The following is a 22,624-nucleotide window of genomic DNA, read 5'->3' on the forward strand; positions in this document are numbered from 1 at the left end:
ATTCGTCTACTGATACACCGCTATCGCGAGCAGGCTCACTCCTACAGGGGATCTTCGTCAGGCCTCGCATCGGTTTCGCGGTATCCTGCACGCTCTGAATACGGACGCTTCTCCATGCTGGTGATTTCCAACAATGTGCATCTGCCGGATGCCGAGATCGAATTGACCGCCATCCGCGCGCAAGGCGCCGGCGGGCAGAACGTCAACAAGGTCTCCAGCGCCATGCACCTGCGCTTCGACATCCCGGCCTCGTCCTTGCCCGAGTTCTACAAGGAACGGCTGCTGGCGCTGCGCGACAGTCGCATCACCAGCGACGGCGTGTTGATCATCAAAGCGCAGCAATATCGTACGCAGGAGGCCAACCGCGCCGATGCGCTGGAACGACTGGTCGAGCTGATCCTCAGCGCCACCAAAGTCGAAAAGAAACGTCGCCCGACCAAACCGACCCTCGGCTCCAAGAAGCGTCGGCTTGAATCGAAGACCAAGCGCGGCAGCATCAAGGCCGGGCGCGGCAAGGTGGATTTCTAGTCCTCGCGATACTTGGTGGTGTGCTTGTACAGATACACGCTTAACGCCAGTCCGCTCAACGCGGCGAGGGCGGCGAAGAGGAAGATCGAGGCAAAGCCGAATCCTGCGGCAATCGCCCCGGCCAGTGGGCCGGTGATCCCCAGCGACAAATCGATGAACAGTGAATAAGCGCCGACCGCCGCGCCACGGCTGGATGCCGGTACCAGGTTCACCGCCTCTACGCCCAGCGCCGGGAACACCAGCGAGAAGCCGAAACCACTCAACGCCGCACCGGCCAATGCCCAGTGCGCGTCCGGTGCCAGCCACAACAGCAGCAAGCCGAGGGTTTCCACCGACAGGCAGGCAATCGCCACGCGGAAGCCACCGAGGCGATTGATCAAGTTGCCAAACAGCAGGCGCGCGCCAATGAAGCTGGCGCCGAACAGGCTCAGGCACAGCACCGCGTTTTCCCAATGCTGCGTCGCGTAATACAGGGTGATGAACGTGGCGATGGTGCCGAAACCGATCGAGCCCAGCGCCAGGCCGCACCCGTGGGGAAACACTTTGCCGAGCACATGCATGAACGGCAGGCGCTCGCCGGCGACAATCGGTGCCGGTGTTTTCGGCCAGGCCAGCAGCAGCCCCAGCGCGGCGAGCAAGATGATGCTGACGCCCATGCTCCACAAACCCAACTGGCCGACCAGCCACACGCCGAACGGCGCGCCGACCGCCAGTGCGCCGTAACTGGCAATGCCGTTCCAGGAAATCACCTTGGCCGTGTTTGCCGCGCCCACGCGGCCAATGCCCCAGCCAATCGAGCCTGAGCCCACCAGGCTTTCGGCGCTGCCCAATACCAGTCGACCGATCAACAGGCTGATCAGGCTGAGTGTCGGCAGGTTCGGTGTCCACGCCGAAATCAGCATGAACACGCCGCTCAAACCACAACCGGCGAGGCCAATCATCACGGCGCGTTTGCTGCCCTGGTTGTCGATGATCTTGCCGGCATACGGGCGGCTGAGCAGGGTGGCGAGGTATTGCACGCTGATCACCAGGCCGGCGATCACCGCGCCGAAACCGAGATCGCTATGGACATAGCCGGGCAGCACCGCCAGCGGAATGCCGATGTTGAGGTAACCGATAAAGGTGAAGAGGACGATGGAAACGACTTGCAGCGTAACCGCCAGGGGGCGCTGGGGCTCGGACATTGAGGACGACATGGGTAACGATCCACGGGAACGGCAGATTAGATAGGCTGCTTATGATACCGGCGCGGAGCACTCTGGGGCGGGAAAAGTAAAACTATTTACCCGGTGGTCGCTTCAGGACTTGGCCGGGGCAACCAGTTGCGTGGTGACCAGCGCCGCCAGGGCATTTTCTTCGCTGCCAAATCGAGCGAGCAGGGCGGCTTGTTTCTCGGGAGAGAGCCGGTTCCAGATGTCGATCATTTTCTCGGTGGCGCCGATCAGTACGGCGGCTTGGCTTTCAGAGAATTCGTCGGTCATGGCGGGCTCGAAGTTTCAGGCAGTGTGGAAAGCGCATGTTAGCGCTTTCCACACGGTCTGTACGACGGGTCTTACTCTTCGTTGTCGGCCGGACGGCTCTCAACGGCTTCTTTCGGCTCGGGCTGCCCCGCGCCGGCTTGTTGCGTGGTCGTCTGCTCAGGTACGTGCAGGCTTGGGAAGGGGAGATTAGGAATCTCGTGCATGGTTGCGCTCCTCGCTAAGTCTGTTGATAGATCTGGTCGATCCGCGCTTTTGGAAAGCCTGCGCAGGATACAGCAGGAAAAATGACAATCAGACTTTTAATTCAAAATAATGCGACAGATGGCCGCAGGGGAGGCCCAGAGGAGAGATTGATCGCTCCAACGCTCTGCGTGGGAATGCCTCAATGGACGCTCTGCGTCCGCTGTTGGGACGCAGAGCGTCCCGGGCTGCATTCCCACGCGGAGCGTGGGAACGATCAACTGTAGGAGCAGCCTTCGGCAGCTCCTACAGGTTATTGCGGTGTTATTGGCTGACGTCAGCGATAGCCTGAGCCAGCAGCGCAAGGCGGGTGGCATCGATACCGGCGACGTTCGCCCGGCCCGAGCTGACCATGTACACGCTGTGATGCTCGCGCAGTTGTTTGACTTGCTCCGGCGACAGGCCGGTGTAGGAGAACATGCCGCGCTGCACGCCAATGTGCGCAAAACGCTCACGCAAACCGTGTGGCTCCAGCGCTTCGACCAGGCCGCTGCGCAGTTGCGCAATGCGCAAACGCATGGCTTCCACTTCATCGGCCCAGCGCGCTTTCAGCTCCGGGTCGGCGAGGATGGTCGCGACTACAGCAGCACCGTGATCCGGTGGCGTCGACCACAGGTTACGGGCGATGTTGGCCAGTTGGCTGCGGATGTCGATGAGCTTGTCGGCGCTTTTCGCGCAGACGATCAGTGCCCCGGTGCGGTCGCGATAGAGGCCGAAATTCTTCGAGCAGGAGCTGGTGATCAGCAGCTCGGGAACTTCGGCGGCGAACAACCGGGTCGACCACGCATCCTGTTCCAGACCGTCGCCAAAACCCTGGTAGGCAAAGTCAATCAGCGGCAGCAGATTGCGACTGTGCACTACGTCGAGCACGCGCCGCCAGTCGTCATGGTTCAAGTCGAAACCGGTCGGGTTGTGGCAGCACGCGTGCAGCAGCACCACATCGCCTTTGGGCACTTCATTGAGCACGGCGAGCATGGCTTCGACGTCGAGACGGTTGTCACTGCCCACGTATGGGTAGTGGCTGACCTTGACCCCGGCTGCGGCGAAGATGGTTTCGTGGATCGGCCAGGTCGGGTTGCTCAGCCATACGCCTTTGCCCGGCAGGCACTGGGCGATGAAGTCAGCGGCCAGACGCAGGGCACCGGTGCCGCCCGGGGTCTGCGTGGCGCCGGCACGTTGTTCGGCGATCAGCTTCGAGTCAGCGCCGAGCACCAACTCATTGATGACTTTGCCAAACAGCGGGTTGCCGTGGCCACCGATGTAGGTTTTGGTGTCCTGGCTTTCGACCAGGCGCGCTTCGGCGATTTTCACCGCCTCCGGGATCGGCGTCAGGCCTTGGGCATCCTTGTAGACGCCAACGCCCAGGTCGAATTTGCGCGGGTTGCTGTCCTGCGCATACGCCTCCATCAAACCGAGGATCGGGTCGCCGGGGACCCGGCCGATGGCGTCGAAGTGCATTACTTGCGTCCTTCTGCGGTCTTGGCCACTTCGTCAGTGCGCGCGGCCATGATGAAGTCGTTGCGGTGCAGGCCTTTGATCGAGTGGCTCCACCAGGTCACGGTGACTTTGCCCCACTCGGTCAGCAGGCCCGGATGATGACCTTCGGCCTCGGAGATTTCGCCGACGGCGTTGGTGAACGCCAGTGCGTGCTTGAAGTTCTTGAACAGGAAAACTTTCTCCAGCTGCATGATGCTGTCGCGAACTTCGATGTTCCAGTCAGGGATCTGCTTGATCAGGATCGGCAGTTCTTCGTCGCTGACTTGTGGCGCATCGGCGCGGCAGGCTTCGCAGTGGGCTTGGTTCAATGTGGACATGGTCTGTTCCTGAATTCGATTCTTGTTGGAAATTACTATCTTTGCACGCAAGTCGCGAGCGGGTTCTGCTCAGGCCGCTTTCGGCTTGGGCGGAAATTTCGGCGCGTGCAGACCCAGCTGCATGCCTTGTCTGACCATGGCCATAATGTCTTCATGAGCCACGTCGAACAGGCGCTTGAGGTTCGGCAGGACAAAGTACAGCGGTTGCAGGATGTCGATGCGGTATGGCGTGCGCATTGCTTCGAGCGGGTCGAAGACTTGATGCTCAGGCTCGTCCGACAGCGAATAAACGGTTTCTTTTGGCGAAGACAGAATGCCGCCACCATAGATGCGTTTGCCTTGCGGGGTGTCGACCAGGCCGAACTCGATGGTCATCCAGTACAGGCGCGCCAGATAGACGCGTTCTTCTTTGGTCGCCTGCAGGCCGAGCTTGCCGTAGGTGTGGGTGAATTCGGCGAACCACGGGTTGGTCAGCAGCGGGCAGTGGCCAAAGATCTCGTGGAAAATGTCCGGCTCTTGCAGATAGTCCAGTTCTTCGCGGGTACGGATAAAAGTCGCGACGGGAAACTGCTTGCTGGCGAGCAATTCAAAAAATGTCTGGAACGGAATCAGCGCCGGGACACGGGCGACCTGCCAACCGGTGGTCTCGCCGAGCACCTTGTTGATCTCGCCGAGTTGCGGAATGCGGTCGTGGGGCAGACCGAGTTTTTCGATACCGTCCAGGTACTCCTGGCAGGCACGCCCTTCGATCACTTTCAACTGGCGGGTGATCAGCGTGTTCCACACCGCGTGTTCTTCGGCGGGGTAGTCGATAAAACCTTGCGCATCGGGCTCGCGGGCCACGTATTGCGTCTGCTTCATACTGCTCTCCTGCTAGGGGAATTCGTTCTTGTTATGTCCAGCGATGGATTCAGAATTACCTGAGAGTGGGGTGGTATGCAGTAGGTGGTTACGGGCTAGCGTAGGAAAAATCGGTGGATTTCGTAAACTATTCGTTACGCTTTAGGCGTTATCGCGCATTTACAGTGATTCGCAGGTTTGAAAAGGCCAGCGACTGTCACATAATCTTGACAATTATCTGCGCGCCGCCACAGAAAAGTCCGGCGCCGTTCTCCTGTAGGAGTGAGCCTGCTCGCGATAGCGGAGTATCAGTCAGCATCAATATCAACTGACCCAAAGCCATCGCGAGCAGGCTCACTCCTACAAGGTTCTTCATCGTTAATTCGGGCGATTTATATGCGCATCAAAGTCCACTGCCAGAACCGCATCGGCATCCTGCGCGACATCCTCAATCTGCTTGTGGAATACGGGATCAACGTCGCGCGCGGCGAGGTCGGTGGCGAGCACGGCAATGCGATCTATCTGCACTGCCCGAACCTGATCAACATTCAGTTCCAGGCTCTGCGGCCGAAGTTCGAGGCAATCGCCGGGGTGTTCGGCGTCAAGCGGGTAGGGCTGATGCCGAGCGAACGTCGGCACATGGAGCTGAACGCCTTGCTCGGCGCGCTGGAGTTTCCGGTGTTGTCGATCGACATGGGCGGCTCGATCGTCGCGGCCAACCGTGCGGCGGCGCAGTTGCTTGGCGTGCGGGTCGATGAAGTGCCCGGGATCCCGCTGTCGCGCTACGCCGAAGATTTCGATTTGCCGGAACTGGTGCGCGCCAACAAGTCGCGGATCAACGGCATGCGCGTCAAGGTCCGGGGCGACATCTTTCTCGCCGACATCGCGCCACTGCAATCGGAACACGACGACAGTGAGGCCATGGCCGGCGCCGTGCTGACCCTGCACCGCGCGGATCGCGTCGGTGAGCGCATCTACAACGTGCGCAAGCAGGAGTTGCGCGGCTTCGACAGTATTTTCCAGAGCTCGAAAGTCATGGCCGCCGTCGTGCGTGAAGCGCGTCGAATGGCGCCGCTCGACGCGCCGCTATTGATAGAAGGGGAAACCGGCACCGGCAAGGAATTGCTGGCGCGGGCCTGTCACCTCGCCAGTCCACGCGGGCAATCGCCATTGATGGCGCTCAATTGCGCAGGGCTGCCGGAATCAATGGCTGAAACCGAACTGTTCGGCTACGGCCCTGGCGCGTTTGAAGGTGCGCGTGCCGAAGGCAAGCTCGGGCTGCTGGAGTTGACCGCCGGCGGCACGTTGTTCCTGGATGGTGTCGGTGAAATGAGCCCGCGTTTGCAGGTGAAATTACTGCGCTTTCTGCAGGACGGTTGCTTCCGTCGAGTCGGCAGTGATGAAGAGGTTTATCTGGATGTGCGGGTTATCTGCGCGACCCAGGTGGATTTGTCCGAGCTATGTGCACGCGGCGAGTTTCGCCAGGATTTGTATCACCGCTTGAACGTGCTGTCCCTGCACATTCCACCACTGCGCGAGTGCCTCGACGGTTTGACGCCGTTGGTCGAGCACTTCCTCGATCAGGCCAGTCGGCAGATCGGATGTTCGCTGCCGAAACTGGCGCCGGCGGCGATGGACCGGCTCAGTCATTACCACTGGCCGGGCAACGTGCGGCAACTGGAAAACGTGTTGTTCCAGGCGGTTTCGCTGTGTGATGGCGGCACTGTGAAGGCCGAGCACATTCGTCTGCCGGATTACGGTGTGCGTCAGCCGCTTGGCGATTTCTCGCTGGAGGGCGGGCTGGACGAGATTGTCGGGCGTTTCGAGAAAGCGGTGCTGGAGCGCTTGTATTCCGAGCATCCGAGCAGTCGACAGTTGGGCAAGCGGCTGGGGGTTTCACACACCACCATTGCCAACAAGCTGCGTGAATACGAAGTCGGCAAAGATCCGGGCAGCACGTGATCGTTCCCACGCTCTGCGTGGGAATGCAGCCCGGGACGCCCTGCGTCCCAAAGCGGACGCAGAGCGTCCATTGAGGCATTCCCACGCGGAGCGTGGGAACGATCATTCGAGGGGATTGCCGCCAAGCGGCATAACACCGCCGGTTTTTCGACTTCGATACATTTCAAATTCCCCTTCGTTATCCCTCAAGTCCTTTGTTTACCGGGTCTCGCGCCGCCAGAAAAAAGTTGGTCTGCAAATTGCTTATGGCTCAGCAGTACAGCGGTGGGCGGCAAACGTCCGGCATGCAGAGGAAAGAGTGTGGACAAGTACCTTTATGTGGCAATGACCGGCGCCAGCCAGAACGCACTGGCGCAAAAGGCGCATGCCAACAACCTGGCGAACATCTCCACCAACGGTTTTCAGAAGGACCTGGAACAGGCCCGTTCGATGCCGGTGTTTGGTGACAGCTTTCCGGCGCGTGCGTTTGCCATGAGCGAGCGTCCGGCCACTGATTTCTCTCCGGGCTCCCTGGTGGAAACCGGGCGTGACCTCGACGTCGCCGTAACCGGCAACGGCTTCATTGCCGTACAGAACCCCAATGGCGGTGAAAGCTACGTGCGCACCGGCAGCCTCAATATCGATGCCCTCGGCGTATTGCGCGCCGGTAACGGCATGGCCGTGATGGGCAATGGCGGACCGATTGCCGTGCCACCCGAGCAGCAGGTCGAAGTCGGCGAAGACGGCACCATCAGTATTCGTGCGATGGGCGAAGGCCCGCGCGTCATGGCGGAAGTCGACCGGATCAAACTGGTCAATCCGGACATCAAGAACATGAACAAGGGCCTCGACGGCTCGATTTACACCAAGGACGGCCAGCCTGCGCCGGCCGATGCCAACGTCAAACTGGTGTCGGGATTCCTCGAGTCGAGCAACGTCAACGCCGTGGAAGAAATGACCTCGGTGCTGGCGCTGGCCAAGCAGTTCGAGTTGCACATCAAGATGATGAACACCGCCAAAGACGACGACCAGGCCATGGCTCGGGTCTTGCAGATCAGCTAATTATCAGAACGTCGCGCCGTAAAACAGGCGCACGAGGAGAATTGAATGCTTCCGGCTCTATGGGTTGCCAAAACCGGTCTGTCCGCCCAGGACACCAACCTGACCACCATTTCCAACAACCTGGCGAACGTGTCGACCACGGGCTTCAAACGTGACCGCGCCGAGTTCCAGGACCTGCTGTATCAGATCAAGCGTCAGCCAGGTGCTCAGTCGACCCAGGACAGCGAATTGCCGTCGGGTCTGCAACTGGGTACCGGTGTGCGCATTGTCGGCACGCAGAAAAACTTCACCGCCGGCAGCTTGCAAACCACCGAGCAGCCGCTGGACATGGCCATCGACGGTCGCGGTTTCTTCCAGATCCTGCAGCCGGACGGCACCACGTCTTACACCCGCGACGGTACCTTCCACCTCGACTCCAATGGCCAGATCGTCAACGCCAGCGGTTTCGCGCTGGAGCCTGCGATCGTCATTCCGAACAACGCGCAGAGCTTCACCGTCGGCACTGACGGCACCGTGTCCATCACGGTTCCGGGCAACCCTGCCGCGCAGGTGATCGGCAACCTGCAAACCGCCGACTTCATCAACCCGGCCGGTCTGCAAGCGGTTGGCAACAACCTGTTCCTGGAAACCGCCGCTTCCGGCGCGCCGCAAATCGGCACGCCGGGCCTGAACGGTTTCGGCACCACGCTGCAGAACACCCTGGAAGGTTCCAACGTCAGCACCGTTGAAGAGATGGTCAACATGATCACCACTCAGCGCGCTTACGAGATGAACTCCAAGGTGATCTCCACCGCCGACCAGATGCTCTCGTTCGTAACGCAGAATCTGTAATCAAGTCTATGAGGCAGCCATGAGGCTGCCTGCAACACCGTGAGGTAGGGTCATGAAACGCTTTGTATCTGTTCTGGCATTGGGTGGGGTCGTCTCGCTCGCGGGCTGCGTCGCACCGACGCCCAAGCCCAATGACCCTTACTACGCACCGGTGTTGCCGCGCACGCCGTTGCCGGCTGCCGCCAACAATGGCTCGATCTATCAGGCCGGGTTCGAGCAGAACCTGTACAGCGACCGCAAGGCCTTCCGGGTCGGTGACATCATCACCATCACCCTGAACGAGCGCACCCAGGCGAGCAAGAACGCCAACTCGCAGATGGACAAGAACAGCGACAACAAGATCGGCCTGACGTCGTTGTTCGGTTCCAGTCTGACGACGAACAACCCGATCGGCAGCAACGACCTGAGCCTGAACGCCGGCTACAGCGCCGACCGTTCGACCAAGGGCGACGCCAAGTCGGGGCAGAGCAACAGCCTGACCGGTTCGATCACCGTGACCGTCGCTGACGTGTTGCCCAACGGCATCATCGCCGTGCGCGGCGAGAAGTGGCTAACGCTGAACACCGGTGACGAACTGGTTCGCATCGCCGGCCTGGTGCGCGCCGATGACATCGCCACCGACAACACCGTGTCGTCGACCCGGGTTGCCGATGCGCGCATCACCTATTCCGGTACCGGTGCGTTTGCCGATACGAGTCAGCCAGGCTGGTTCGACCGTTTCTTCCTCAGCCCGCTGTTCCCTTTCTAGGTGGCTACGTTGAACTTCAAGAGCCTCATGCTCGCTGCGGCGCTGATGTCCGCAGCCTTTGGTGCACACGCCGAGCGGCTGAAAGACATCGCCAGCATTTCCGGCGTGCGTTCCAACCAGTTGATCGGTTACGGCCTGGTCGTCGGGCTTAACGGTACCGGTGACCAGACCACGCAAACCCCGTTCACCCTGCAGACCTTCAACAACATGCTCTCGCAGTTCGGCATCAAAGTGCCGCCGGGCTCGGGCAACGTGCAGTTGAAGAACGTCGCGGCGGTGTCGATCAGTGCCGACTTGCCGGCGTTTGCCAAACCGGGTCAGCAGGTCGATATCACTGTTTCCTCGATCGGTAACTCCAAGAGCCTGCGCGGCGGCACCTTGTTGCTGACCCCGCTCAAGGGTATCGACGGCAACGTCTACGCCATCGCTCAGGGTAACCTGGTGGTTGGCGGTTTCGATGCTGAAGGTCGCGACGGTTCGAAGATCACCGTCAACGTTCCGTCGGCCGGTCGCATCCCTGGCGGTGCGTCGGTGGAGCGTTCGGTGCCGAGCGGTTTCAACCAGGGCAACAGCCTGACGCTGAACCTCAACCGCTCCGACTTCACCACCGCCAAGCGCATCGTCGACAAGATCAACGACATGCTCGGCCCTGGCGTCGCACAAGCGATCGACGGCGGTTCGATCCGTGTCACCGCGCCGCTCGATCCAAGCCAGCGCGTCGACTATCTGTCGATCCTCGAAAACCTTGAGGTCGATCCGGGTCAGGCGGTGGCGAAAGTCATCATCAACTCGCGTACCGGTACCATCGTCATCGGCCAGAACGTCAAGGTTTCGCCGGCCGCCGTGACCCACGGCAGCCTGACCGTGACCATCACTGAAGACCCGATTGTCAGCCAGCCGGGCCCGTTGTCCAATGGCCAGACGGCTGTGGTGCCTCGCTCGCGCGTCAATGCCGAACAGGAAGCCAAGCCGATGTTCAAATTCGGTCCGGGCACCACCCTTGACGAGATCGTGCGTGCGGTGAACCAGGTCGGCGCGGCGCCAGGTGACTTGATGGCGATCCTCGAAGCTCTGAAGCAGGCCGGCGCGTTGCAAGCCGACCTGATCGTGATCTGAGGACGGCAATCATGGATATGCGTAAAGGCAGTCTGGTCAGCAACGCCGATTCGGGTTCGTACTCCGACCTCAATCGCCTGAATCAGCTCAAGGTCGGCGACAAGAACAGCGACGGCAACATGCGCAAGGTTGCGCAGGAATTCGAGTCGTTGTTCATCGGCGAAATGCTCAAGTCGATGCGTTCGGCGACCGAGACCCTGGGTCAGGATAATCCGCTCAACACTCCGGCGGCCAAGCAATATCAGGAAATGGCTGACCAGCAAATGGCCGTTTCCATGGCCCGCGAGGGCGGTGGTATCGGCCTCGCTGACGTGCTGATGCGCCAGATGTCGAAGAACAAACCGATGGCCCCGGGTGAAGCCGCCGCTGCGTCCGCCGCCAAGCAAGAAGAAGCCAGGGCGAAAGCCGCTGCCGTGGCCACGCCGATTGCCGCCGGCACCACCGCCACCAACGGTCCGTTGTCGCGGGTCAATGGCGAACGTCCGCTGTGGGCATCGCGTTCCGGGCGGGTGTCGAACACCGCCGATGTTTCCCACAGCAATGACATGGCGATGATCAACAAGCGTCGCCTGGCCTTGCCGCCGAAACTGGCTGATCGTCTGCTCGCCGGTCTGGTGCCGTCGGCCGCGACGAACGCCACGCCTGCGCCGAATACCTTGTGGCCGCGCGCCACGAGCGCTGTCGCCACCGGCTCTGGGCCGTTGTACAACGGCGACTGGCTGGCCCGCGCCGAAAGCGAAAAAGCTGGCGGCGGACAGATGCAGATTTATGGCCGCGCCAGGGCGCAAATTCCGCTGGCGCCGGCGAAGAAGGCCTTCAGTTCTGCCGACGAATTCGTCAACACCATGTTGCCGATGGCCAAGGAAGCCGCCGACCGTATCGGCGTCGATCCGCGTTACCTGGTGGCGCAGGCGGCACTGGAAACCGGCTGGGGCAAGTCGGTCATGCGCGCCCAGGATGGCAGTAGCAGCCACAACCTGTTCGGCATCAAGGCAAGCAGCAACTGGAAGGGCGATTCGGCCCGGGCGATCACCAGCGAGTTCCGTGACGGGCAGATGGTCAAGGAGACGGCCGAGTTCCGTTCCTACGCCTCGTACAAGGACAGTTTCCACGATCTGGTGACTTTGCTGCAGAGCAATAATCGCTATCAAGATGTCGTGAAGTCTGCCGATAACCCAGAACAGTTTGTACGCGAGTTGCAAAAGGCCGGTTACGCCACCGACCCGAACTACGCGACAAAGATTTCGCAGATAGCCAAGCAGATGAACAGTTTCCAAAACTACGCTGCGGCGGGTGTATCCACCACGCCTTTATAAGGCACAAGGTATAAGGTCTGAACCATGAGTTTGCTCAATATCGGGATGTCGGGACTGTCGGCCAGCCAGTCCTCTTTGGCTACGACAGGCAACAACATTGCCAACGTCGACACCGCCGGTTATTCGCGTCAGCAAACCGTGCAGGGCACCAAGTCCTCGCAGCAGTTCGGTAACGTCTTCATCGGCACGGGCACCACCCTGGCCGACGTGCGCCGGGTCTACAACTCGTACCTGGAAAGCCAGTTGCACACGGCGACTTCGCTCGACAGCGAGTCGGCCTCGTTTCTGGCCCAGGCCACACCGCTGGATTCGATGCTGTCGGACACCAACACCGGCCTGACCGGCGTGCTGCAAAAATTCTTCACCTCGATGCAGGGTGTTTCGACCTCGGCGACCGACGACACCTCCCGTCAGTCGGTGCTGACTGGCGCGCAGGCCCTGACCAATCGCTTCAATACCCTCGCCAAGCAGCTCAACGACCAGAACACCAGCATCAACGGCAGCCTCGGCGACATGGCGGCTCAGGTGAACAAGCTGGCCAGCTCGATTGCCACTCTGAACCAGAAGATCGGTGAGATTTCCACCAGCGGCGGCGCGCCGAACGACCTGCTCGACAGCCGTAACGAAGCCGTACGCCAATTGTCCGAGCTGACCGGTGCGCAGGTCGTCGAGCGCGGCACCAGCTTCGACATCTACGTCGGCAGCGGTCAGCCGCTGGTGATCGGCAACACTACCAACACCTTGAGCACCGTGCCGCTCAAAGACGATCCGTCGCGCATGGGCATTCAGATGGATCGCGGCTCGAGCACCCTCGACATCACTTCGGTGATGAGTGGTGGCGAAATGGGCGGTCTGCTGACGTATCGCAAGGAAGTTCTCGACCCTTCGCTCAACGAGCTGGGTCGTGTTGCACTGGTGGTGGCTGATCAGATCAACAGCCAGCAAGCACAAGGCATCGACAAGAACGGTGACTTCGGCGCGGCGCTGTTCAACAACATCAACAGTGCTGCACTGGTCAGCCAGCGCAGCATCGCGGCGTCGGGCAACAGCACAGGTTCGGGCAACCTTGACGTTACCATCAAGGATACCGGCAAGCTGACCACCAGCGATTATCAGGTCACGTTCACCAGCGCCACCGACTACACCGTCAAGCGTTCCGACGGCACCGATCTGGGCGCGTTCAGCACCACGACCACGCCACCTCCGGTGATCGACGGCTTTAGCCTGTCGCTCAATGGCGGTGGGTTGAGCGCCGGTGACAGCTTCAAGGTGACGCCGACCCGCAACGCGGCGGCAAGCATCCAGACTGTTCTCAGCGATCCGAAGAAAATCGCGGCGGCCGGTCCATTGACCGGTGTTGCCAGTGCTGCCGGCCTGGGTACTTACACTCAGCCGACGCTCAGCGACTCCATCAATATCTACAACCCGACCGCCCAGGCAGACATGCAGGCGGCGCTGAAGAATTCGACGCCAGTCAAACTGGTGTTCGGTGATGCCAGTGGGGGCAGCCAGTCGTACAAACTGGTGGATACCAAGGGTGCCACCATCAGCAGCGGCACCATCGTTCCCGGCCAGGCGAACACACTGAACCTCAAAGTCGGCATCGTCGATGCCAGTGGCAACCCGGTGATGGACACCTCTGTCACGCCCAACGTGCAGAAGACTTTCACCGTGCAGACCACGGTCGGCGGCACGCCGAAGTCCGGCGAAACCTTCACCATGAATCTCACCGGTGCGGCGTCTTCGGACAACCGCAACGCGCAGGCACTGGTCGGCCTGCAAACCAAGCAGACTGTCGATACCGGTTCGGCGAGCAAGGGCATCAGCCTGACCGACGCCTATAACAAGCTGGTCACCAACGTCGGTACCAAGACTGCTCAAGGCAAGTCCGACAGCGCTGCGACCTCGGCGATTCTCGATAACGCCAAAGGTGCCCGCGACTCGTTGTCCGGGGTCAACCTGGATGAAGAGACCGGCAACCTGGTCAAATACCAGCAGTACTACACAGCGTCTTCGCAGATCATCAAAGCTGCGCAGGAAACTTTCGCCACGCTGATCAACAGCCTTTAAGGAGTCGTAATTCATGCGCATTTCCACCGCCCAGTATTACGGAACGCAAGCTTCGGACTATCAGCGTAACTTCAACAAGGCCGTTGCCACCGCCAGTGAGGCGAGCAGCCTGACGCGCATCAACACCGCTTCCGACGATCCGGTCGGCGCCGGTCGTCTGCTGCAACTGGGTCAGCAGGCGGCGATGCTTGATCAGTACAAGACCAACGTCAACACCACCAAAAGTGCATTGACCGTGCAGGAGTCCACGCTGGACTCCATCACCACGGCGCTGGCACGCGCCAAGGAAATTTCTCTGGCGGCCAACAACGGCACGATCACCGACAAGGACCGCCAGGCTTTCGCCTCGGAACTGGGCGAGATCCAGAAGCAAGTGCTGGGCCTGATGAACTCCAAGGATGCCGACGGCAACTACCTGTTCTCCGGTTCGAAAACCAGCACTGCCCCGTATTCGCAAAACAGCGACGGCACTTATACCTACAACGGTGACCAGACCACCATCAACCTGGGCATCGGCGATGGCCTGTCGGTTGGTACCAACACCACCGGTTGGGATGCTTTCCAGCAAACCATCAACACTGCCCGCACCAACGTCACCCGCACCGCTCCGGCGGTGGATGACGGTCGTGTCGTGCTGTCCAACGGTACGATCGGCACTGAAGCCACCTACAACGCCAAGTTCACCGCTGGGCAGCCGTATACCGTGAGTTTCGTCAGCAGCACGCAGATGCAGATCACTGACGCCCTGGGTAACGACGTGACCGCTGAGGCCAGCAAGAACGGCGTGATCAGCAACACCAGTGGCGCCAACCAGAGCTTCAGCTTCCGTGGCGTCGACATGCAGCTGAACCTCAACCTGAAGGCCGGAGACACCAACCCGGACGCAGTCATTGCCGGGCACAGTTTTCAGCTGGCAGTGACCCCGGACACGTTCACCACCTCGCGTAGCCCGGGCAACACTTCGACAGCGGTGATCAGCGGTTCCAGCATCACCGACCAGGCTGCCTACACCGCAGCATTCCCGCAGGGCGGCGCGGTTCTCAAATTCACCAGCGCCACGGCGTTCGACCTGTACGCGGCGCCGGTCACTGCGGACAGCAAGCCGGTGTCTTCGGGCACTGTGGCGGGCGGTAACGCGACCGCAGCCGGTGTGACGTTTGCCTTGGGTAACACCCCGGCAGCCGGCGATCAGTTTTCGATCCAGCCGAATGACCATCAGACCCAGAACGTGCTCGACACCCTCGGTCAGATGATTACCGCGCTGAACACACCGATCGATGGCGATCCGGTCGCCAAGCAAAAGCTGCAGGGCGCCATGGAAGCCGGTATCGGCAACATCGACGCCGCAGCCAACCAGATTGGCACCGCAGTCACTTCGATCGGTGCCCGTGGTCAGTCGCTGGATATGCAAGCTGTCACCAACGACAGCCTGAGCACCGCTAACACCACGACGCAGGGTTCGATCCGCGATTCCGATCCGGCCGAAGTCATGACCCGCCTGACCTTGCAGCAGACCATGTTGCAGGCTGCGCAATTGGCGTTCAGCAAGATCAGCCAGCTGGGTCTGTTCAACAAGATCTGACGATAACGGGCGCGCAAGCGCCCGGAACTTCGGCTCTTGAGTTTTTAATGTCTTTTTTCGCGGTTTCAGAGGGCTCGCAATTCCGGGCGGGTTCCCGCCGCTTGCGAGTCCGCCGTGAATTCACTTCCCCTTGTCAGCCTTGTCATTCCTGCCTTCAATCCGCGCTTCTTCGAGCGGGCATTGCGCAGCGCCGTCAGTCAGGGTTACGGCAATCTTGAAATCATTGTGTGCGATGACAGTCGTGGCGATGAAATCCAGACCATTGTCGCGGCATTGGCTGAGCAGGGCGGGGTGGCGGTGCGTTACGTGCGCAATCCGCAGACCTTGGGGATGGTTGGCAATCTGCAGGCCTGCCTGGATCAGGCGCAGGGCGAATTCATCAAGTTTCTGTGCGACGACGATCAGCTGTTCGCCAGCTGCATCGAGCGTCAGGCCGACGTGCTCGCTCATCATGACGAAGTCAATCTGGTGCTGGCCCAGCGTCTGTTCTGGGACGCCGACGACATGGTCCTGCCTTCACGGCTGGAAAACACACCCCTGTCACCGATCAGTGGCTTGTTCAAGGGTGATGACCTGCTGGCCCTCTTCGAAACGTTCCCGTCGAACCTCCTCGGTGGTTTCAGTAACGCAATGTTCCGTCGCACTGACGTTGTCGAGTTACTGCCGGCGCTGACTCAGCCGGACCACTGTTTTGTCGCGAGCCTCGATTTCGCCTTGTTCGTGTGTTTGCTGCGACGCGGCAACGCGGTGATCTCCAATCATGTGCTGAGTGTCGAGCGTCTGTACCCGGATCGCCTGAGTGGCCAGCAAGCCATGAAGGATGCTTTGCTCGTCGAGCGGCAATGGCTGCTGCAAATGCTCAAGGCGCGCAGCGGAGAGTCGGCGCCTGCGAAAGGATGGGCGCGTTATGTGCCATTGCCCAACGCGGATGAGTCGCCCCGGGTCTGGACAGAGCTGCCGCTGAGCCGAACGCTCGGTACCAAACAGAGCGCCCAGATCTGGCAGGTTGGCGCTGACAGCCAGAGTTTTTCCGAGCTCTATGCGCAATGGCTGGCGTGCCGCAGGCTCAGCGACGTCCAGAGCAGATTGCTGCCGGACACTCTGGCGGGCTGGCCGTCCACGCCGCGAATCGTGCCCATCGTGATGGATGAGCAGGGCAGTCCGGCGGCGCTGGAACGTACGCTGGAAAGCCTCGCCGCGCAGGTCTATCCACCCGAGTTGACACTGGTACTGTCCAGGGATTGCACTGAGCCGGTACTGGATGGGCGTGTGTTCCATTTGCCGTTGCAGGACGATTACCTGCAACAGATCAATCAGCTGCTGCCGCAGCTGGAAGGCGCTGACTGGTTTTATCTGCTGCGCGGCGGTGATCGCCTGGTGCCCCCAGCCTTGCTGATGATGGCCGAGCGCATCGCCTTCAACAGCGCCATGCACTGCCTGTACAGCGATGAAGGCAGCTTGCGTTCGGGGGAGTCGGCGGAGCCGGCATTTAAGCCTGATTTCAACCTGGATCTGATGCGCACCTATCCGTATGTCGGCCGCGCGCTGGCGTTCCAGCGCGAGACCTTTCTGGCGCTCGGCGGCTTTGATTCGACGTTCACCGAGCTCGCGCCCCACGACATGCTCTGGCGTATGGTTGAGGATCAAGGCACGCAGGTGGTGGGGCATCTGGCCGAGATTGCCATCGAATCGTCCTTCGACCTGGCCCAATGGTTGTCGCTGCCCGCCGTGACGCACAACAACGAACGATTGCTGTCGACGCATCTTGATCGCCTGGGAATCGCCCACGATCTGCGTCGTGGCAGTGTCGAGTTGCTCAATCGGGTCGATTACCGGCATGCGCAGCGGCCGTTGGTCTCGATCATTATTTCGACTCGCGACCAGATTGCGGCCTTGCAACGCTGCGTCGAGAGCCTGCTGGAAAAAACCACGTACAGCGAGTACGAGTTGTTGCTGGTCGACAACGCCAGCGAGACTGCCGAGGCACGTGCCTGGCTGGACGGCATGGCGCAACTGGGCAGCGAGCGCGTGCGCGTGCTGACCTACCCGCAGCAGGGTAACGTCGCCGCATTGCGCAACTTTGCCGTGGCTCAGGCGAGGGGCGAATACGTCCTGCTGCTCAATCCCTACACCGTGATCACTCAGGGTGACTGGCTCGACGAGTTGCTCAATCACGCCCAGCGCCCGGAAGTCGGCATCGTCGGTGCCAAGATCTTCAACCCCGATGGCTATGTGTTGCATGCAGGTCTGGTGCTGGGTATGCAGGGGCCGGCCGGTCTGCCGTTTTATGGTCAGGCGATGCAGTCATCCGGCTACATGTTCCGCCTGCAGGTGGTTCAGGACCTCAGTGCCGTCGGTGCCGATTGCCTGATGGTGCGCAAGTCGGTATTCGATGCGGTTGACGGTCTGGATGAGCAGAGTCTGCCGCGCATGCTGCATGAAGTGGACCTGGCGCTACGCGTGGCCGGCCAGGGGTATCTCGTGGTGTGGACGCCTTATGCGGTGCTGGCGCTTGGCGCGCAGCCGGTCGAGGCGGTCATCAATGAAGAAGGCGTGTCGCACAATCAGCAGGAAGAAACGTTCTTCAAGCGCTGGATGCCGGTCATTGCCCGCGACCCTGCCTACAATCCCAATCTGTCGTTGCACAAGCACACGGGTTCGAGCTTCACCCTCGAGCCGGGCCTGCGCACCGGGTGGAGTCCGTTCAGCAATAGCACCCTGCCGAAGATTCTCGGGTTGCCGCTCAACGCTTCCGCGATCGGGCACTATCGTGTCACTCAACCGCTGATCGAACTCGAAGCGGCAGGCCGGGTGCAGGGGCAGATTCGCTATAGCGTAAACCTGCCGCCGATTGTTGAAATCGAGCGTCTGGCGCCTGATGTGATCGTTCTGCAAGGTCGTTATACCGTGTCATCGGTCAACGAAATGCCGGTGCTGTGCAACTACTTCAACGCCCGCAGCATCTATGAGCTCGACGATTACGTCATCGATGTTCCGCATCGCAATGCGCATATTCGCAATATGCCCGACAAGTATGAAATGGAGCGCATTGTTCGCCGTGCGATCGGCATGTGCGACCGTGTCGTGGTCTCGACTCAGCCATTGGCCAATGCCTTGTCGGACATGCATCAAGACATCCGCGTGGTGCCGAACATGTTGGCCAAAGAATTCTGGAGCAACCTGCGCGGCCAGCGCCGGACCTCGAAAAAACCGCGCGTCGGCTGGGGTGGCGGCACCAGTCACCATGGTGACCTGGCGGTGATCGCAGATGTCGTGCGCGAATTGGCAGATGAAGTCGACTGGGTGTTTTTCGGCATGTGCCCGGACGATCTGCGTCCTTACATGCATGAGTTCCACGGCGTGATCGGCCTCGACGCCTACCCGGCAAAACTGGCCAGCCTCAATCTGGATCTTGCTTTGGCGCCGCTGGAATTCCATATTTTCAACGACTGCAAAAGTAACCTGCGTCTGCTGGAGTACGGTGCCTGCGGTTACCCGGTGATCTGCACCGACACTGAGGCCTACCGCGGCTACCTGCCGTGCACGCGAGTCAAGACCAACACCACGCAAGAATGGCTGCAGGCAATCCGCATGCATCTGGCCGATCCGGACGCCAGCTACCGCATGGGCGACGAGTTGCGTGAAGTCGTGCTGCGCGACTACGTGTTGCGCGGCGATAACCTGCGTTACTGGGAGCAGGGCTGGCTGGCGGATTGATCGATCAGCTCCGGCTACCTAAAAAACAGGCGACTTTTTCAGTCGCCTGTTTTTTTTGCGTCGTGTATTCGTCTTTGTATCAATCCCAATACATTTTTCGCAGCGGCTCAAGTTGCGATCCTTTCCTGTCGATATCAACACATTCGTAGTTTTTTATTGTTCGCCGCGATGACGTGATCGCCACGCGAACCGGTACCGGTTCACAACAAGGCAAGGAAGAAACAATGGCTGTTATTAACGGGACAAACGGCGCGGATACGCTGACGGGTACCAGTGGTGATGACGAGATCAACGCCTTGGGTGGCAATGATGTGATCAAGGGCAGCGGCGGTGCGGACAAGATCGATGGTGGCTCTGGTGTTGATACGGTTGATTATTCGAACTCGAACGCCGGCGTAAATGTTGAGGTTCGCTTCGGTACGGGAGCAGTTGGCAAGGGTGGGGATGCCGAAGGTGATCTTCTGACCGGCATCGAGAACGTGATCGGCTCGGCGTTCAACGACGTCCTGACGTCGGGTCCTGATCACACCGCCACGGCCATTCGCCTGGAAGGTGGCGCGGGCGATGATATCTACTACATCAACACCGGCGTTACGCCGACCATCGTCGAGCAAGCCGGTGGCGGCAACGATGAGGTGCGTGTAACAACAATCAATCCAAGTGGCACGCGGCTGGCGGAGAACGTCGAGCGTCTGACCTATATCGGCGACAAAGCCTTTATCGGTTACGGCAACGACAGCGACAACGTCATCACCGGCGGTTCGGGTAATGACACGCTGTACGGTGGCGCGGGCGCCGACCAGTTCATCGGTGGTGCTGGCATCGACACCGTGGGTTACACCGACAGCAAGTCGACTGCTGTCACGATCAATCTGAAAACCGGTGTGCATACCGGGATCGCGGCAGGCGACACCTACACCGATATCGAAGTGATCAAAGGCTCAAACTTCAACGATATGTTTGTCGGCGACGGCCGTGGCATGGCGTTCGATGGCGGCGGCGGTGTCGATACGGTTGATTATTCAACCTCCAGCGCCGGGGTCAATGTGGAAGTTCGCTTCGGCACTGGCGCGGTCGGCAAGGGCGGGGATGCCGAGGGCACCACCCTGACCGGCATCGAGAACGTGATCGGCTCGGCGTTCAACGACGTCCTGACGTCGGGCCCTGATCACACCGCCACAGCCATTCGCCTGGAAGGCGGGGCGGGCGATGACATCTACTACATCAACACCGGCGTTACGCCGACCATCGTCGAGCAGGCTGGTGGCGGTAACGATGAGGTGCGTGTAACAACAATCAATCCAAGTGGCACGCGGCTGGCGGTGAACGTCGAGCGTCTGACCTATATCGGCGACAAAGCCTTTATCGGTTACGGCAATGACAGCGACAACGTCATCACCGGTGGTTCGGGCAACGACACGCTGTACGGTGGCGCGGGGGCCGACCAGTTCATCGGTGGTGCTGGCATCGACACCGTGGGTTACACCGACAGCAAAACGACTGCTGTCACGATCAATCTGAAAACCGGTGTGCATACCGGGATCGCGGCAGGCGACACCTACACCGATATCGAAGTGATCAAAGGCTCAAACTTCAACGATATGTTTGTCGGCGACGGTCGTGGCATGGCGTTCGATGGCGGTGGCGGTGTCGATACGGTTGATTATTCGACCTCCAGCGCCGGGGTCAATGTGGAAGTTCGCTTCGGCACTGGCGCGGTCGGCAAGGGCGGGGATGCCGAGGGCAGTACCTTGACCGGCATCGAGAACGTGATCGGCTCGGCGTTCAACGACGTCCTGACTTCTGGCCCTGATCACACCGCCACGGCCATTCGCCTGGAAGGCGGGGCGGGCGATGATATCTACTACATCAACACCGGCGTTACGCCAACCATCGTCGAGCAGGCCGGTGGCGGTAACGATGAGGTGCGTGTAACAACAATCAATCCAAGTGGCACGCGGCTGGCGGTGAACGTCGAGCGTCTGACCTATATCGGCGACAAAGCCTTTATCGGTTACGGCAACGACAGCGACAACGTCATCACCGGCGGTTCGGGCAACGACACGCTGTACGGTGGCGCGGGTGCCGACCAGTTCATCGGTGGAGCCGGTTATGACACTGTCAGTTATAGCGACAGCACGGCGGCGATGGTCATCAACCTGAAAACCAATGTCTATTCCGGTATCGGTGCCGGGGACACCTTTACCGGTATCGAAGCGGTCAAGGGTTCGGGGCTCGACGATATCTTCTACGGTGGCGCCGCCGCTATGGGCGTTGACGGTGGCACCGGTCAGGACCTGATCAGTTACGAGTTTTCGGACGCTGCGATCACCCTCGACCTGATCAGCAATGTCAACTCTGGAGAAGCCGCGAGCGACACTTTCGCCAGCATCGAACTCTTTCAGGGCAGCCACTTCGATGACACGTTGTCAGGTTCCCGACTCGCTGATGTTTTCATCGGAGGTTTGGGTGCGGATGTAATCGATGGTCGCGAGGGACAAGATACGGCGATGTACATCACCAGCACTAGCGGGGTGACCATCAACCTGTTGACCAATATCAACGAGGGTGGCGATGCGCAAGGCGATGTATTGCGCAATATCGAGCGTGTCGTGGGCAGTCACCTCAATGACAGCCTGACCGGCGATGCTGGCATCAACTACCTGGAAGGTGGATTGGGGGATGACATCATCTTCGGTGGTGACGGCAACGATTACCTCTACGGCGGACTGGTTTCCTCGATCGGGCCGTTCTCCCTCGACGGGCAGGTCAACGGGCCGCAGGCCGACACAATATATGGCGGCAAAGGCAACGACACCATTTTCACGGCAAGCAATGATGTAGGAAGCCGCGTGTATGGCGAGGCCGGTGGCGATGTCATCACCGTGGTTCACGGCATGGCAGACGGTGGCGAGGATGGTGACCTGCTGACCGGTACAGGCTTGGGCTTTGCATTGTTTGGCGGTGCGGGGAACGATCAACTGGTGTTGAAGTCCAGCGGTTTTGCCAACGGTGGCGAGGATAACGACCTTTACACAATCGGCACCCCGGGTCTTGTGACCATCCAGGATGACGGCGCGAGCCGCGAGGACAAACTGGTGCTGTCGTATATCAGCAGTTCCCAACTGTTGATTGATCGTGTCGGTGATGATCTGTATCTGCATCGCTCGAGTTTCGCACCGGGCACGACGCCGCAGGAAGGTGTGCAGCTCAAGGGCTGGTTCGCAGGCTTCGATACCATTGAGCAAATTCAAACGGCGAACGGGCAAATCATCAACCTGCCAGCCAATAGCGATGCGTTTGCCATGTTTGGTTGACCGCTGAATCGAGCACTGTCG

General features: G+C 60.1%; 17 protein-coding genes. 11 read left to right on the forward strand and 6 right to left on the reverse strand.

Going from position 1 to position 22,624, the window contains the following annotated elements:
* Positions 1-114 precede the first annotated feature (114 nt).
* Entirely contained in the window at positions 115-528 is a 414-nt protein-coding gene (gene arfB / locus AK821_RS17425; protein ID WP_007920134.1) for an alternative ribosome rescue aminoacyl-tRNA hydrolase ArfB, read from the forward strand.
* On the opposite strand, the gene AK821_RS17430 is transcribed toward arfB, so the two are convergent.
* The 6 genes from AK821_RS17430 to phhA form a co-directional block, all read right to left on the reverse strand.
* On the reverse strand, positions 525-1,712 hold the full coding sequence (locus tag AK821_RS17430; RefSeq protein ID WP_177330960.1) for an MFS transporter: 1,188 nt from the start codon (positions 1,710-1,712) through the stop codon (positions 525-527). The two genes, arfB and AK821_RS17430, sit on opposite strands and share 4 nt — an antisense overlap.
* A 114-nt stretch (positions 1,713-1,826) precedes the next feature.
* The gene (locus AK821_RS17435) at positions 1,827-2,009 is read right to left on the reverse strand and encodes a hypothetical protein (protein ID WP_038364048.1); all 183 of its coding nucleotides are present in this window, start codon (positions 2,007-2,009) and stop codon (positions 1,827-1,829) included.
* Between the two features lie 71 nt (positions 2,010-2,080).
* Complete coding sequence (locus tag AK821_RS31155) at positions 2,081-2,212, reverse strand: hypothetical protein (RefSeq protein ID WP_016987951.1); 132 nt, start codon at positions 2,210-2,212, stop codon at positions 2,081-2,083.
* 301 nt (positions 2,213-2,513) lie between these two features.
* Entirely contained in the window at positions 2,514-3,707 is a 1,194-nt protein-coding gene (locus AK821_RS17440; RefSeq protein ID WP_064390826.1) for an amino acid aminotransferase, read from the reverse strand.
* Positions 3,707-4,063, reverse strand: coding sequence for a 4a-hydroxytetrahydrobiopterin dehydratase (locus tag AK821_RS17445; protein WP_003222798.1), 357 nt, complete (start codon positions 4,061-4,063; stop codon positions 3,707-3,709). Before AK821_RS17445 ends, AK821_RS17440 begins: the two co-directional genes overlap by 1 nt.
* 69 nt (positions 4,064-4,132) lie before the next feature.
* On the reverse strand, positions 4,133-4,924 hold the full coding sequence (phhA, locus tag AK821_RS17450) for a phenylalanine 4-monooxygenase (protein WP_064390827.1): 792 nt from the start codon (positions 4,922-4,924) through the stop codon (positions 4,133-4,135).
* A gap of 375 nt (positions 4,925-5,299) precedes the next feature.
* Between phhA and AK821_RS17455 the strand changes: the two genes are divergently transcribed.
* The 10 genes from AK821_RS17455 to AK821_RS17500 all read left to right on the forward strand — a co-directional run bounded on the left by AK821_RS17455 (position 5,300) and on the right by AK821_RS17500 (position 22,603).
* On the forward strand, positions 5,300-6,865 hold the full coding sequence (locus AK821_RS17455; RefSeq protein WP_064390828.1) for a sigma-54-dependent transcriptional regulator: 1,566 nt from the start codon (positions 5,300-5,302) through the stop codon (positions 6,863-6,865).
* Between the two features lie 300 nt (positions 6,866-7,165).
* Positions 7,166-7,906: a flagellar basal body rod protein FlgF gene (locus AK821_RS17460; protein ID WP_064390829.1), complete on the forward strand. Its 741-nt coding sequence runs from the start codon at positions 7,166-7,168 to the stop codon at positions 7,904-7,906.
* Positions 7,907-7,951: 45 nt separating this feature from the next.
* On the forward strand, positions 7,952-8,737 hold the full coding sequence (gene flgG / locus AK821_RS17465; RefSeq protein WP_003222804.1) for a flagellar basal-body rod protein FlgG: 786 nt from the start codon (positions 7,952-7,954) through the stop codon (positions 8,735-8,737).
* A gap of 52 nt (positions 8,738-8,789) precedes the next feature.
* Complete coding sequence (gene flgH, locus AK821_RS17470) at positions 8,790-9,485, forward strand: flagellar basal body L-ring protein FlgH (RefSeq protein WP_064390830.1); 696 nt, start codon at positions 8,790-8,792, stop codon at positions 9,483-9,485.
* 27 nt (positions 9,486-9,512) lie between these two features.
* Complete coding sequence (locus AK821_RS17475; RefSeq protein ID WP_161806659.1) at positions 9,513-10,601, forward strand: flagellar basal body P-ring protein FlgI; 1,089 nt, start codon at positions 9,513-9,515, stop codon at positions 10,599-10,601.
* Positions 10,602-10,612: 11 nt separating this feature from the next.
* Positions 10,613-11,917: a flagellar assembly peptidoglycan hydrolase FlgJ gene (gene flgJ, locus AK821_RS17480; protein ID WP_064390832.1), complete on the forward strand. Its 1,305-nt coding sequence runs from the start codon at positions 10,613-10,615 to the stop codon at positions 11,915-11,917.
* 24 nt (positions 11,918-11,941) lie between these two features.
* On the forward strand, positions 11,942-13,987 hold the full coding sequence (flgK, locus tag AK821_RS17485; RefSeq protein ID WP_064390833.1) for a flagellar hook-associated protein FlgK: 2,046 nt from the start codon (positions 11,942-11,944) through the stop codon (positions 13,985-13,987).
* A gap of 13 nt (positions 13,988-14,000) precedes the next feature.
* The gene (locus AK821_RS17490; protein WP_064390834.1) at positions 14,001-15,569 is read left to right on the forward strand and encodes a flagellar hook-associated protein 3; all 1,569 of its coding nucleotides are present in this window, start codon (positions 14,001-14,003) and stop codon (positions 15,567-15,569) included.
* 114 nt (positions 15,570-15,683) lie between these two features.
* Positions 15,684-19,286: a glycosyltransferase gene (locus AK821_RS17495; protein WP_064390835.1), complete on the forward strand. Its 3,603-nt coding sequence runs from the start codon at positions 15,684-15,686 to the stop codon at positions 19,284-19,286.
* A gap of 224 nt (positions 19,287-19,510) precedes the next feature.
* A complete protein-coding gene (locus tag AK821_RS17500; RefSeq protein WP_064390836.1) occupies positions 19,511-22,603 on the forward strand; it encodes a beta strand repeat-containing protein in 3,093 nt (1,030 codons plus the stop codon).
* Positions 22,604-22,624: the final 21 nt, after the last annotated feature.

The sequence above is a fragment of the Pseudomonas sp. RIT-PI-r genome (assembly GCF_001297015.1).
Classification (GTDB): Bacteria; Pseudomonadota; Gammaproteobacteria; order Pseudomonadales; family Pseudomonadaceae; genus Aquipseudomonas.